Below are 13077 nucleotides of genomic sequence, written 5' to 3' on the forward strand. Positions count from 1 at the left end.
CCCTTCGACACTACCCTACCACGCCCGTTCGGCCAGCAGGCCAGGCACGGCGCCTGCCCTCACTGTGACACAGACACGCGATGATGTCCGGCCATGGCGGCATTAGCCTGAAACTATCGGCCACCCGCCCGGCGGCGCGGCTCAGCCGCGGAACCCCTCCGCCAGCAGATAGACCTCGCGGGAGCGCGCCCGGGACGCCTCCGGCTTGCGGGTCACCACCCGCTTGAAGCTGCCGCGCAGCTCCTTCAGATAGGCATCGAAGCCTTCGCCCTGGAAGACCTTGGCCAGGAAGGTGCCGCCGGGCGACAGGGTCTGACGCGCCAGGTCCAGGGCCAGCTCCACCAGGTACATGGCCTGGGGCTGATCGATGGCGGCCATCCCACTCATATTGGGGGCCATGTCCGACATCACAAGGTCCACGGGGCGATCGCCGAGGCGGTCGAGGATCTCGTCGAGCACGGCCTCCTCGGTGAAATCGCCCTGCACGAAGTCGACGCCGGCCAGGGCGTCCATCTCGAGGATGTCGGAGGCGATGACGACGCCATGGTCGCCAACCTTCTCGGCGGCGATCTGGCTCCAGCCGCCGGGGGCGGCCCCCAGGTCGATGATCGTCATGCCGGGGCGCAGCAGCTTGTCCTTCTCGTCCAGCGCCAGCAGCTTGTAGCTGGCCCGCGAGCGATAGCCGTCCTGCCAGCTCTGCTGGACGTAGCGGTCGTCGAAGTGTTCCTTCAGCCAGCCGGCGCTGCTCTTGCTGGCGCCGCGCTTGGAGCCCTTGGCCCGGGCGTCATGGGAAGATGCCACGGCATCACCTGTGAGAAATCTGGATGACAGGGGGTCGAGCGGATTCCGGAAACCGGGGATGGGGAAGCTGACCTTGCGGGCCGGTCGAGGAGGCGGTGAGAGCCGGCCGCGCTTTCGCCGCGAGGCGATTCACCGTACCATGTGCGCTGCGCGCCAACCGGGAAGAAGCAAGATACCATGAGCTTGTCACAGGCACAAAAGAAAGCATTTCGCAGCATCGGCCACCATCTCGACCCCGTCGTCATGGTCTCCGAGAACGGCCTCACCGAGGGCGTGCTCGCCGAACTCGACCGTGCGCTGACCGATCACGAACTGGTCAAGGTCAAGCTGGCGCTGGCCGAGCGCGAGGACCGCGCCGCCGTGCTGGAGGCCCTGGTCGCCGAGAGCGGCGCCGAGCTGGTGCAGAAGATCGGCAAGGTCGCCCTCTTCTATCGCCACAACCCCAAGGTCAACCCGAAGCTCTCCAACATCAAGCGCTTCGAGGAGCATCACGGCCGGCGCTGACGGCCAAGCGGCCAAGCGGCCAAGCGGCCAAGCGGCCAAGCGGCCAAGCGGCCAAGCGGCCAAGCGGCCAAGCGGCCAAGAATAGCTAACGGCCGCCCAACGAGAAGCCCCGCCGACAAGAGTCAGCGGGGCTTCTTTTTTTATGCCGATTTGCCGCCTCCACACCAGCCGCCCGTCTCCGGGCGGCTTGGCGCCTGCAGCGAGGCGCTTGGCGCTTAGAGGTGCTCGACGCTGGAAATCTCGTACTCGACGTCGCCGCCGGGGGTACGCACCAGCACCACCTCGCCCTCTTCCTTGCCGATCAGGGCGCGGGCGATGGGCGACGTCACGGAGATCTGACCGGCCTTGATGTCGGCCTCGTCCTCACCGACGATGCGGTAGGCCACCTCCTCGTCGGTATCCAGGTTCATCAGCCCCACGGTCACACCGAAGATCACCTTGCCGGTCTGGGGCAGCTGGGTGACGTCGATGACCTGTGCATTGGAGAGCTTGCCCTCGATCTCCTGGATACGCCCCTCGATGAAGCCCTGCTGTTCGCGGGCCGCATGGTACTCGGCGTTCTCCTTGAGGTCGCCGTGCTCGCGCGCCTCGGCGATGGCCGCGATCACGTTAGGACGGGCCTCGCTCTTGAGGTGTTCGAGCTCGTCGCGAAGACGCTGCTCACCGACGACGGTCATCGGGACCTTGTTCATTGACTGACTCCTGCATGCTGTTCCTGTAGCCGCCGCACGGTGATGGCATTGCCGTACTCGAGCGCCAGACAAACGGCCTTGGCCCCTGCCAGGGTGGTGGCATAGGGAACCTTGCGGGCGAGTGCGGTGCGACGGATCACCGAGGAATCATTGATGGCCTGACGGCCCTCGGTGGTATTGACGATATAGGCGATCTCGTCGTTCTTGAGCAGATCGACGATGTGCGGACGACCCTCGTAGACCTTGTTCACGATCTCCACGGGCAGATCGGCCGCCTGAAGGGCCGCCGCCGTGCCACGGGTCGCACAAAGGGTGAAGCCCAATGTTAACAGAGAACGGGCCACCTCGATAACACCGGCCTTGTCGGGCTCGCGCACGGACAGGAACGCCTTGCGCTCGCCGGACAGCGACGGAATCGCCTCGCCGGCCCCCAGCTGGGCCTTGTAGAAGGCCTCGGCGAAGGTCTCGCCGGACCCCATCACCTCGCCGGTGGACTTCATCTCCGGCGACAGGATCGGGTCGACGCCCGGGAACTTGTTGAACGGGAAGACCGCCTCCTTGACGCTGTAGGTCGTCGGCACGATCTCGGCCACGAAGCCCTGGTCGGCCAGGCTGATGCCGGCCATGCAGCGCGCGGCCACCTGGGCCAGCGAGGTGCCGATGCACTTGGAGACGAAGGGCACGGTGCGCGAGGCGCGCGGGTTGACCTCGATGACGTAGATCTCGCCGTCCTGCCAGGCCAGCTGCACGTTCATCAGGCCGTTGACGCCGAGTTCCACCGCCATGCGCTTGACCTGGTCGCGCATCTCGTCCTGCACGTCGGCCGGCAGCGAGTAGGGCGGCAGCGCACAGGCGGAGTCGCCGGAGTGCACGCCGGCCTGCTCGATGTGCTGCATGATGCCGCCGATCACCACCTGCCGGCCGTCGGAGACGGCATCGATGTCGACCTCGATGGCGGCGTTGAGGAAGTGGTCCAGCAGCACCGGCGAGTCGTTGGAGACCTTGACCGCGTGGGTCATGTAGTTCTCGAGCTCGGAGGCGTCGTAGACGATCTCCATGGCCCGGCCGCCGAGCACGTAGCTGGGGCGCACTACCAGCGGATAGCCGATCGCCTCGGCCTTGGCGAAGGCCTCGTCGAAGCTGCGCGCGGTGGCGTTGGGCGGCTGCTTGAGGCCCAGCTTGTCGATCATGGTCTGGAAGCGCTCGCGGTCCTCGGCGCGGTCGATGGCGTCCGGGGTGGTGCCGATGATCGGCACGCCGGCGGCCTCGAGCTCGCGGGCCAGCTTGAGCGGGGTCTGACCGCCGAACTGCACGATCACGCCGGCCGGCTGCTCCTTGTCGGCGATCTCCAGCACGTCCTCCAGGGTCACCGGCTCGAAGTAGAGGCGGTCGGAGGTGTCGTAGTCGGTGGAGACGGTCTCCGGGTTGCAGTTGACCATGATGGTCTCGTAGCCGTCGTCGCGCATGGCGAGCGCGGCGTGGACGCAGCAGTAGTCGAACTCGATGCCCTGGCCGATGCGGTTCGGACCGCCGCCGAGCACCATGATTTTCTGCTTGTCGCTGACCTCGGCCTCGCACTCCTCCTCGTAGGTGGAGTACATGTAGGCGGTGTCGGAGGCGAACTCGGCCGCACAGGTGTCGACCCGCTTGTAGACCGGGCGGATGCCGGCCCTCTGGCGCGTCTTGCGGAACTCCTTCTCGGCCACGCCGAGCAGCGCCGCCAGGCGGGCGTCGGAGAAGCCCTTGCGCTTGAGGCCGAACAGCTCGCGGGCGCTGAGCTCGGAGAGCGAACGCTTGGCGAGTGCCTGCTCGGTGAGGATCAGGTCCTCGAGCTGGACCAGGAACCAGCGGTCGATGTTGGTCAGCGCGAACACGTCCTCGACGCTCATGCCGCTGCGCATGGCATCGGCGACGTAGAAGATGCGGTCGGCGCCGGCGGCCTGCAGCTCGCCCTTGATCTGCGCCATCGCCTCGCCAGTGAAGCGGGTGATCTTGGGATCGAGGCCGTCGTTGCCGGTCTCCAGGCCGCGCAGCGCCTTCTGCAGCGACTCCTGGAAGGTGCGGCCGATCGCCATCACCTCGCCCACCGACTTCATCTGGGTGGTCAGGCGGTCGTTGGCCTGGGGGAACTTCTCGAAGGTGAAGCGCGGAATCTTGGTCACGACGTAGTCGATGGACGGCTCGAAGGACGCCGGGGTGCGGCCGCCGGTGATGTCGTTCGAAAGCTCGTCCAGGGTGTAGCCGACGGCCAGCTTGGCGGCGATCTTGGCGATCGGGAAGCCGGTGGCCTTGGAGGCCAGCGCCGAGGAGCGCGACACCCGCGGGTTCATCTCGATGACCACCACGCGGCCGGTCTTCGGGTCCACGCCGAACTGGACGTTGGAGCCGCCGGTCTCGACGCCGATCTCGCGCAACACCGCCAGGGAGGCGTCGCGCATGTTCTGGTATTCCTTGTCGGTCAGCGTCTGGGCCGGGGCCACGGTGATGGAGTCACCGGTGTGCACGCCCATGGGATCGAAGTTCTCGATCGCGCAGACGATGATGCAATTGTCGTTCTTGTCGCGAACGACCTCCATCTCGTATTCCTTCCACCCCAGCAGCGACTCGTCGATCAAGAGCTCGTGGTTGTTGGAGAGCTCGAAGCCGCGGGTGCAGATCTCCTCGAACTCTTCCTTGTTGTAGGCCACGCCGCCGCCGGAGCCGCCCATGGTGTAGGACGGGCGGATGATGACCGGGAAGCCGAGCTCGCCCTGGATGCTCCAGGCCTCGCCCATGGTGTGGGCGACCTTGGCCTTGGGGCACTCCAGGCCGATGCGCTTCATGGCCTGGTCGAACAGGTCGCGATCCTCGGCCATGTTGATGGCATCGGCGTTGGCGCCGATCATCTCCACGCCGTGCTTCTCGAGCACGCCGTGCTTGTCCAGGTCGAGGGCGCAGTTGAGCGCGGTCTGGCCGCCCATGGTCGGCAGCACGGCATCGGGCTTCTCGGCCTCGATGATCTTCTCCACCGCCTGCCAGGTGATCGGCTCGATGTAGGTGGCGTCGGCCATCACCGGGTCGGTCATGATGGTGGCCGGGTTGGAGTTGACCAGGATGACCCGGTAACCCTCTTCGCGCAGGGCCTTGCAGGCCTGGGCGCCGGAATAGTCGAACTCGCAGGCCTGGCCGATGACGATGGGGCCGGCGCCGATGATCAGGATGCTCTGGATGTCGGTACGTTTTGGCATGGTGCTTCCCGCAAAAAAGGTGACGGACGAGGGGCGACGATCGGACGGTTAGCGCTTGGCCTTCATCATCTCGATAAAGCGATCGAACAGCGGCGCGACATCGCGCGGCCCCGGGCTCGCCTCCGGGTGGCCCTGGAAGCTGAAGGCCGGACGGTCGGTGCGCTCGATGCCCTGCAGGGTGCCGTCAAACAGCGAGCGATGGGTCGCGCGCAGGGTCTCGGGCAGGGACGCCTCGTCCGCGGCGAAGCCGTGGTTCTGGCTGGTGATCATCACGTGGCCGGTGTCGAGGTCCTGCACCGGATGGTTGGCACCGTGGTGGCCGAACTTCATCTTCTCGGACTTCGCGCCGCTGGCCAGCGCCAGCAGCTGGTGGCCGAGGCAGATGCCGAAGATCGGCAGCTCGGTCTCGAGCAGCTCGCGGATGGCGGCGATGGCGTACTCGCAGGGCTCGGGGTCGCCCGGGCCGTTGGAGAGGAACACGCCGTCCGGGTTCAGCGCCATGACCTCGCTGGCCGGGGTCTGGGCCGGCACCACGGTCAGTCGGCAGCCGCGGGAGGCCAGCATGCGCAGGATGTTGCGCTTCACGCCGTAGTCGTAAGCGACCACGTGGAAGGGACGCTCACCCTCGGCGGCATCGGCGTAGCCGGCGCCCAGGGCCCACTCGCCCTCGCTCCACTCGTAGGCGGACTGGCAGGACACCACCTTGGCCAGGTCCATGCCCTTGAGGCCCGGGAAGGCGTTAGCTGCGGCCAGGGCGCGCGCCTCGGCGTCCTCGCCCTCGGCGTCGGCGCCGGCCAGGATGGCGCCGTTCTGGGCGCCCTTGTCGCGCAGGATGCGGGTCAGGCGACGAGTGTCGATATCGGCGATGCCCAGCACGTTCTGGCCGGCCAGGTAGTCGGAGAGCGACTGTTCGGAGCGGAAGTTGCTGGCCAGCAGCGGCAGGTCGCGGATCACCAGGCCGGCGGCGGCGATGGCACCGGATTCGACGTCTTCGGGGTTGATCCCGGTGTTGCCGATATGGGGATAGGTCAGGGTGACGATCTGACGGGTATAGGAGGGATCGGTGAGAATTTCCTGATAGCCGGTCATGGCCGTATTGAACACCACCTCACCGCTGGTTTGCCCATCGGCGCCGATGGCGGTGCCATGAAACACACTGCCATCTTCCAAGGCCAGTATCGCGGGTTTGTTCAATGCAACGTCCTCCCATAGGTTCACAGACAGCTTCAAGAGACAGCTCGTCAAGGATAGGCTCGGCAGGCACCCGACGGGTAAAACGCCCCACCGCCCTTAGGCCCGTAAAAAAGCGGGACGAAACCCGACATGGAAGACCGGTTTCATCCCGCTTGTTGTCATTCGCTCGGAATGCTGGGCCGACGCAACAAGCGCTTGCGCGGCTAGGGGCCGTCGCCCGGCCAAAATTTGGAGGATTTTAAAGCATCCAGGCTCGTTCGACTACCCCCTCGGCACACCGATGGCTCAATTCAGGCCGATGACGTCCTGCATGTCATAGCGGCCGGCCGGACGCTCAGACACCCAGCGCGACGCACGCACCGCGCCCTTGGCGAAGGTCATGCGGCTACTGGCCTTGTGGGTAATCTCGATGCGCTCGCCCTCGGTGGCGAACATCACGGTGTGCTCGCCGACGATGTCGCCGGCACGCACGGTGGCGAAGCCGATCTCCTTGACGGTGCGCGGCCCGCACTGGCCGACGCGCTCGAACACCCCGTATTCCTTGAGCGGTCGCGCCAGGGCGTCGGCCATCACCTCGCCCATCTTCAGCGCGGTGCCGGAGGGCGCGTCGACCTTGTGGCGGTGGTGGGACTCGATCACCTCGATGTCGTAGCCCTCGTCGCCCAGCGCCCTGGCGGCGGTCTCGAGCAGCTTGAGGGTCAGGTTCACGCCGACGCTCATGTTGGGGGCGAAGACCATCGGCACCCGATCGCGGTAGCCGTCCAGTTCGGCCAGTTCGTCGTCGGACAGGCCGGTGGTGCCGATCACGATGCGCTTGCCGTGCTCGGCGCAGAAGGCCAGGTTCGACAGCGTCACCTGCGGCGCGGTGAAGTCGATCAGCACGTCGAAGTCGTCGACGATACGCGCCAGCGAATCGACCGCGGCGACCCCCAGCTTGCCCTGGCCGGACAGCTCGCCGAGATCGGCGCCGACGAGCGAGCTGCCCGGCTCGACGATGCCGCCGGCCAGGGTGGCTTCGGCATCCTGCTGCACGGCGTTGACCAGGGTGCGGCCCATGCGGCCGGCGACACCGACGATGGCGATACGGGTCATGCGGAGACTCCTGACGTTGGCGGATCGAAAGATGGCCGGAGTATATCAGAGGCCACGGGGCCGCCGCGCCGTCAGCCGCGCCGTGCGCCCTCCCCGGACGCGTCGCCGTCATCCCCCCGGATCAGCAGCAACCCGATGGCCAGCACCACCAGGACGCCGCCCGGCAGCCACGCCCAACCGAGGCGCGACGGCGTCTCGACGAACAGCCACAGCATGGAGACGAAGGGCACCAGATAGCCGTAGGCGGTGATGCTGGCCGGACCGAGCACCGCCGTGGCGCGCTGCATCAGCCAGAAGGTCAGGGCGCTGGAGCCGAGCCCCAGATAGACGATCAGCAGGGCATCGCGCCCGCTCATGGTCGCGAGCCTGGCCACCGGCTCCAGCGCGACCCCCAGCGCCCCGACCAGCACGCCCCCCAGCGCCAGGCTCCAGAAGGTGCGCACCGCCGCCGAGTCGGGCAGCCGCCCGGACACCAGCCCGCGGCGCGACAGCACCGGATAGAGCGCCGAGCACAGGCAGCCGAGGAAGAACACCGCCTCGCCGACGCCGAAGCGCCACGCCCCGCCGCGCTGCCAGGCCTCCGCCGCGGCCAGCCCCAGGGCGCCGAGCGCGCCGAGCGCGAGGATCGCCGGCAGCCGCCAGGCCAGGCGCTCCACGCCGGCCGCCAGCCCCATGCCGTAGGCCAGCAGCGGCACGCTGACGTGCAGCGTCGACATGGAGAGCGCCGTGGCGTGGTGGGCGGCCCAGAACATGGCGCCGAAGAAGCCCGCCAGGCAGGCCCCCATGGCGGCGAACCACGGCCAGGCGCGCCGCTCGGGCCAGGCCTGCGGAGCACGGCGCACCAGCGCCCAGAGCCCCAGGCAGGCGATGACGAAGCGCAACGCGGTGAGCGAGAGCGGCGGCAGCTCGCCGAGCTGCTTCACGAGCGGGAAGGACAGCCCCACCAGCAGCGCCCAGGCCAGCATGCCGAGATGGGCGCCCCGCGCCGGCGAGGCGGCGATGCTCAGTTTACCCAGACGATCTCCAGTGGTTCCTTGCCGGCCATGCGCTCGAGATGGCTGGCCACCACGCCCTCGAGCCGATCCAGCCCCTCCTCGTCCAGCGCCTCGACGGCCACGTGCAGCCGGCCCGGCTCGCTGGTCATCAGGCAGCTGCCCACGTCGAAGGTCACCCGGCCCTGGTGCTCGTCATGCTCCACTTCCAGCTTGTGGGCCCAGTGCTTGCACAGCCGGTTGATCAGCTTGTCACCGGACTCGGTGACGATCTCGGCACGTGAAATCGGCATCTCTGCTCTCCGCGTTCCAGGAAGGTGAACCCCCAGCCTATGACGAGCTCCCCCGCCGGCGCCAGCCCCGCATCGGCAACCTCGCGTTCGGCCAGGCGGGACTCCCCCGCCGACCGGCGCCCGCATGGCGGAACGCCGCGTTCCGCCTGCCTCGACGGCGCCCGGGGATGCGGGCATACTGGCCGCCCACGAACAGGAATGAGTCGCAAACGCCGGCGAGACGGAGAAGCATCCTCGCCCTCACCCCCATGACCACGAGCCCGACACCGCCCATGCCCAGCCCACTGTTGAAAGCCGTCGCCGGCACGGCCCTCGCCCTCGGCTCCACGGCCGCCCTGGCCGAGGAGATCACCGTGACCGACGTCGCCGGCCGCGAGGTCACCATCGATGCGCCCGTGGATCGCGTGATCCTCGGCGAGGGGCGCCAGATCTACCTGCTGGGCGCACTGCAACCGGAGAACCCGTTCGAGCACGTGGTGGGCTGGCGCGAGGACTTCTCCCAGGCCGATCCGGACAACTACGCCCGCTACGCGGCGAGGTTCCCGGCACTGAAGGACATCCCGACCTTCGGCGGCTTCAAGGACGGCACCTTCGACGTCGAGCAGGCCGCCGCGCTCACCCCGGACGTGGTGCTGATGAACCTCGAGGCCAAGGCCGCCACCGAAGACGCCGCCTACGACGACAAGCTGGCCGAGCTGGGCATCCCGATCGTCTACGTGGACTTCCGCGAGGACCCGCTCGCGCACACCACGCCCTCCATGCGACTGATGGGCGAGCTGCTCGGCGAGGAAGCCGCCGCCGAGGCCTTCATCGACTTCTCCGAGGCGCAGATGGCGCGGGTCACCGAGACCATCGCCGCCGCCGACCCCGAGCGCCCGCGAGTGCTGATCGACCGCGCCGGCGGCTACTCCGAGGAATGCTGCATGAGCTTCGGCCCGGGCAACTTCGGCGAGTACGTCGAGCTCGCCGGCGGCAGCAACATCGCCGACGGCATCATCCCCAACACCTTCGGCACCCTGAACCCGGAACAGATCCTCGCCGCCGACCCGCAGCAGGTGGTGGTGACCGGCGGCAACTGGGACGCCTACGTGCCCGGCGGCGCCTGGGTGGGCGTGGGCCCCGGCGCCGACATGGCGGCCGCCCGGGCCAAGCTCGAGGGCCTGACCGAACGCACCGCCATGACCGGCATCGCGGCCGTGGACAACGACGACTTCCACGCCATCTGGCACCAGTTCTACAACAGCCCCTACTACTTCGTCGCCGTGCAGCGGCTGGCCAAGTGGCTCCACCCCGAACTGTTCGCAGACCTCGACCCCGAGGCGACGCTGCAGACGCTGCACGAGCGCTTCCTGCCGGTGGACTACGCCCCGGGCTACTGGGTCTCGCTGAAGGATGACTGATATGCCAGCCGGCACGAACGCCTCTACCGCTCCGCGGGCCGACTCCACCGCCGGGGCGGGGCGCGACGCCTACCGCGCCCTGGTGGTCCGCCGCCAGCTGATCCTCGCCGCCCTGTCGCTGGCGCTGTTTGCGAGCCTGTGCGTCGACCTGGCGCTGGGCCCGGCCCGCTTCGGCCTCGGCGAGGTCATCGCCGCGCTGCTCACCCCGGATGACGTGAGCCAGCAGGCCCGCGTCATCCTGTGGGAGATCCGCATGCCGGTGGCGCTGATGGCGCTGACGGTCGGCGCCAGCCTGTCCGTGGCCGGCGCCCAGATGCAGACCATCCTCAGCAACCCGCTGGCCAGCCCCTTCACGCTCGGCATCTCGGCGGGCGCCAGCTTCGGCGCCGCCCTGGCGCTGGCCTTCGGCGTGGTGCTCGTGCCCGCGGCGGTCGACTACATGGTGCCGATCAACGCCTTCGTCATGGCCATGCTGACCGCCTTCGCGATCCATGCCCTGAGCATGCGGCGCGGCGTGACCATCGAGACCATCGTGCTGCTGGGCATCGCCATGGTGTTCATCTTCAACGCCCTGATGGCGCTGATCCAGTTCTTCGCCAGCCAGCAGGCCGTCTCCGCGGTGGTGTTCTGGACCATGGGCAGCCTGACCAAGGCCACCTGGCCCAAGCTGTGGATCGCGCTGGGCGTGCTGGCCGTGGTCATGCCGCTGCTGGCGCGCCACGGCTGGGCGCTGACCGCCATGCGCCTGGGCGACGCCAAGGCCGAGAGCCTGGGCGTGAGGCCCCGCGCGCTGCGTCTCGAGGTGCTGGTGCTGGTCTCGCTGCTGGCCGCCATCGCCGTGGCCTTCGTCGGCACCATCGGCTTCATCGGCCTGGTCGGCCCCCACATCGCCCGCCTGCTGCTGGGCGAGGATCAGCGCTTCTTCCTGCCCGGCGCGGCGCTGTGCGGCGCGCTGATCCTGTCCATCGGCTCGGTGCTGTCGAAGGTGCTGATCCCGGGCACCGTCATCCCGATCGGCATCATCACCTCGCTGGTCGGCATCCCCTTCTTCCTGTTCCTCGTTCTCAGCAACAAGAAGGCCTCATGGTAACGCTCACCCTCGACGGGCTGTCGGCCCACTACGGCCGCCGCCGCATCCTCTCCGAGATCACCACCCCGCCCCTCGCGGGGGGCCAGGTGGTGGCCGTGCTCGGCCCCAACGCCGCGGGCAAGTCGACCCTCTTCCGGCGCATCTTCGGGCTGCTCGACGGCGGTGGCACGGTGCGCCTCGAGGGCGCCACCAGCGAGCGCCCGGTGGCCTACATGCCCCAGGACACCGGCGCCAACGCGGTGCTGACGGTCTACGAGTCGGTGCTGCTGGCGCGCATGCAGGGGCGGCGCCTGAACGTGCAGAGCGAGGATCTGGCCGAGGTCGACCGCGCGCTGGAGGCGCTCGGCATCGCCGCGCTCGGCGAGCGCGACATCGGCGATCTGAGCGGCGGCCAGCGGCAGATGGTGAGCGCGGCCCAGGCGCTGGTGCAGAATCCGGAGGTGCTGCTGCTCGACGAACCGACCTCGGCGCTGGACCTGCATCGCCAGATCCAGCTGCTGTCGATCCTGCGCCGGCTGGCGAAGGAGCGCGGCATGCTGGTGATCGCCGCCCTGCACGACCTGGGCCATGCGCTGCGCTTCACCGACCAGGCGCTGGTGCTCAGGCACGGCGAGCTGATCGCCTGCGGCCCCACCGAGGAGGTGGTGACCCCCGAGCTGCTGCACCGCGTCTACCGGGTGGCCGCGCGCATCGAGCGCTGCTCGAGGGGCCGGCCTCAGCTCATTGTCGAAGAGGCCGTCTGAGCCGACGCCCTTCCAGCGCCGCCAGGGCCGCCCCGCCCAGCACCAGCGGCAGGGCCACCAGGAAACCGCTCGACGGCGCCAGCCCGAAGATCGCCAGGTCGGCCAGCACCGGCCAGATCAGCGCCACGTACTCGAACGGCGCCAGGCGCGAGACCTCGGCATAGCGCAGCGCCAGGGTCATGCAGATATGCGCGGCCCCGCCGAACAGCCCCGCCAGCACCAGCAGCGCCAGCGTCTGCCCCGACACCGCCACCCAGCCCAGCGGCAGGGTGGCGAGCCCCGCCAGCGCCGTGACCAGCACGAAATAGAAGGCAATGGACGCCGCCGTCTCGGTGCGCGAGATGCGCCGCACCGTCACCAGCGCCCCCGCCGTCAGCAGCGCGGCCAGCACGCCCAGGCCGTAGCCCATCACCTGCCCGCGGGACTCGCCCAGGTCGGGCACCACCAGCGCCGCCACCCCCGCCAGCACTAGGGCGAAGGCCGCCGCCCGGTGGAGGGTGAAGCGCTCGCCCAGCAGCAGCACGCCGCCCACCGCCATGGCCACCGGCGACAGCTGCGCCAGCAGCGTCGCCTCGGCCACCGGCAGCCGCGCCACCGCGGCGAAGGAGGCGAACATCGCCGCCGCGCCCAGCCCCGAGCGCACCAGGTGACCCAGCGGCCGGCGCGTCACCAGCGCCCCGGGGAACTCCCGTCGCCAGGTCATGAAGATCACGATCGGCAGCAGCGCGAAGGCCGAGCGGAAGAACACGGTCTGGCCCAGCGGTACCGCGTCGCTCACCGCCTTGACGCACACCATCATGCCCGTGAAGAGAATGCCCGACATCAGTCGAAGCACGATGCCGGCCAGCGGCCGATCCGTGACGTTGTCCATGAGGGTCCTTGAGCGTCATTCGTGTCGAGCGGGCACGACGAGCCTCGCGCCCGAGAGAGGCGGCCATGGTACACCGGAGATGGGAACAATTCCCATATCCGATGCCCATGGCGCCGGCCCGAACACGACGAGGCCCCGCCTCCCTGAGGAGCGCGGGGCCTCGAGCGTGCCACCGAGG

Annotated in this window: 12 protein-coding genes; 4 read left to right on the plus strand and 8 right to left on the minus strand. The window is 68.7% G+C overall.

Going from position 1 to position 13077, the window contains the following annotated elements:
* Window positions 1-141: 141 nt before the first annotated feature.
* Complete coding sequence (gene rlmE, locus ACGTNF_RS12400) at window positions 142-801, minus strand: 23S rRNA (uridine(2552)-2'-O)-methyltransferase RlmE (protein WP_394601967.1); 660 nt, start codon at window positions 799-801, stop codon at window positions 142-144.
* A 177-nt stretch (window positions 802-978) separates the two neighbouring features.
* Between rlmE and yhbY the strand changes: the two genes are divergently transcribed.
* Window positions 979-1305 (plus strand): ribosome assembly RNA-binding protein YhbY, encoded by a 327-nt coding sequence (yhbY, locus tag ACGTNF_RS12405; protein WP_394601968.1) that lies wholly within the window; start codon window positions 979-981, stop codon window positions 1303-1305.
* A 215-nt stretch (window positions 1306-1520) separates the two neighbouring features.
* On the opposite strand, the gene greA is transcribed toward yhbY, so the two are convergent.
* The 6 genes from greA to ACGTNF_RS12435 all read right to left on the minus strand — a co-directional run bounded on the left by greA (window position 1521) and on the right by ACGTNF_RS12435 (window position 8795).
* Window positions 1521-1997 (minus strand): transcription elongation factor GreA, encoded by a 477-nt coding sequence (greA, locus tag ACGTNF_RS12410; RefSeq protein ID WP_016853986.1) that lies wholly within the window; start codon window positions 1995-1997, stop codon window positions 1521-1523.
* Entirely contained in the window at window positions 1994-5224 is a 3231-nt protein-coding gene (gene carB / locus ACGTNF_RS12415; RefSeq protein ID WP_394601969.1) for a carbamoyl-phosphate synthase large subunit, read from the minus strand. Before carB ends, greA begins: the two co-directional genes overlap by 4 nt.
* A gap of 48 nt (window positions 5225-5272) precedes the next feature.
* A complete protein-coding gene (gene carA / locus ACGTNF_RS12420; protein ID WP_394601970.1) occupies window positions 5273-6418 on the minus strand; it encodes a glutamine-hydrolyzing carbamoyl-phosphate synthase small subunit in 1146 nt (381 codons plus the stop codon).
* 285 nt (window positions 6419-6703) lie between these two features.
* Window positions 6704-7510, minus strand: coding sequence for a 4-hydroxy-tetrahydrodipicolinate reductase (gene dapB, locus ACGTNF_RS12425; RefSeq protein ID WP_394601971.1), 807 nt, complete (start codon window positions 7508-7510; stop codon window positions 6704-6706).
* A 71-nt stretch (window positions 7511-7581) separates the two neighbouring features.
* Window positions 7582-8475 (minus strand): DMT family transporter, encoded by an 894-nt coding sequence (locus ACGTNF_RS12430; protein ID WP_394601972.1) that lies wholly within the window; start codon window positions 8473-8475, stop codon window positions 7582-7584.
* Window positions 8476-8513: 38 nt separating this feature from the next.
* The gene (locus tag ACGTNF_RS12435) at window positions 8514-8795 is read right to left on the minus strand and encodes a DUF2218 domain-containing protein (RefSeq protein WP_394601973.1); all 282 of its coding nucleotides are present in this window, start codon (window positions 8793-8795) and stop codon (window positions 8514-8516) included.
* A gap of 272 nt (window positions 8796-9067) precedes the next feature.
* Between ACGTNF_RS12435 and ACGTNF_RS12440 the strand changes: the two genes are divergently transcribed.
* Genes ACGTNF_RS12440 through ACGTNF_RS12450 form a run of 3 tightly spaced genes read left to right on the plus strand, consistent with a single transcriptional unit; the run spans window position 9068 to window position 12028 of the window.
* On the plus strand, window positions 9068-10195 hold the full coding sequence (locus ACGTNF_RS12440) for an ABC transporter substrate-binding protein (protein WP_394601974.1): 1128 nt from the start codon (window positions 9068-9070) through the stop codon (window positions 10193-10195).
* Window position 10196: 1 nt separating this feature from the next.
* Window positions 10197-11285, plus strand: a complete 1089-nt coding sequence (locus tag ACGTNF_RS12445; protein WP_394601975.1) for a FecCD family ABC transporter permease — start codon at window positions 10197-10199, stop codon at window positions 11283-11285.
* Window positions 11279-12028: an ABC transporter ATP-binding protein gene (locus tag ACGTNF_RS12450; RefSeq protein WP_394601976.1), complete on the plus strand. Its 750-nt coding sequence runs from the start codon at window positions 11279-11281 to the stop codon at window positions 12026-12028. The genes ACGTNF_RS12445 and ACGTNF_RS12450 overlap by 7 nt, the downstream gene beginning before the upstream one ends.
* Here ACGTNF_RS12450 and ACGTNF_RS12455 read toward each other — a convergent pair.
* Complete coding sequence (locus ACGTNF_RS12455) at window positions 12006-12899, minus strand: DMT family transporter (protein WP_152479905.1); 894 nt, start codon at window positions 12897-12899, stop codon at window positions 12006-12008. The genes ACGTNF_RS12450 and ACGTNF_RS12455 overlap by 23 nt on opposite strands.
* Window positions 12900-13077: the final 178 nt, after the last annotated feature.

Origin of the sequence: Halomonas sp. B23F22_10 (assembly GCF_043496975.1) — a bacterium.
Lineage (GTDB): Bacteria > Pseudomonadota > Gammaproteobacteria > Pseudomonadales > Halomonadaceae > Halomonas > Halomonas smyrnensis.

Coding starts and splice junctions, on each gene's coding strand:
- yhbY (WP_394601968.1), top strand. CDS start 979: ATGAGCTTGTCACAGGCACAAAAGAAAGCATTTCGCAGCATCGGCCAC.
- greA (WP_016853986.1), bottom strand. CDS start 1,997: ATGAACAAGGTCCCGATGACCGTCGTCGGTGAGCAGCGTCTTCGCGAC.
- carB (WP_394601969.1), bottom strand. CDS start 5,224: ATGCCAAAACGTACCGACATCCAGAGCATCCTGATCATCGGCGCCGGC.
- dapB (WP_394601971.1), bottom strand. CDS start 7,510: ATGACCCGTATCGCCATCGTCGGTGTCGCCGGCCGCATGGGCCGCACC.
- ACGTNF_RS12430 (WP_394601972.1), bottom strand. CDS start 8,475: ATGCTGGCCTGGGCGCTGCTGGTGGGGCTGTCCTTCCCGCTCGTGAAG.
- ACGTNF_RS12435 (WP_394601973.1), bottom strand. CDS start 8,795: ATGCCGATTTCACGTGCCGAGATCGTCACCGAGTCCGGTGACAAGCTG.
- ACGTNF_RS12440 (WP_394601974.1), top strand. CDS start 9,068: ATGCCCAGCCCACTGTTGAAAGCCGTCGCCGGCACGGCCCTCGCCCTC.
- ACGTNF_RS12445 (WP_394601975.1), top strand. CDS start 10,197: ATGCCAGCCGGCACGAACGCCTCTACCGCTCCGCGGGCCGACTCCACC.
- ACGTNF_RS12450 (WP_394601976.1), top strand. CDS start 11,279: ATGGTAACGCTCACCCTCGACGGGCTGTCGGCCCACTACGGCCGCCGC.
- ACGTNF_RS12455 (WP_152479905.1), bottom strand. CDS start 12,899: ATGGACAACGTCACGGATCGGCCGCTGGCCGGCATCGTGCTTCGACTG.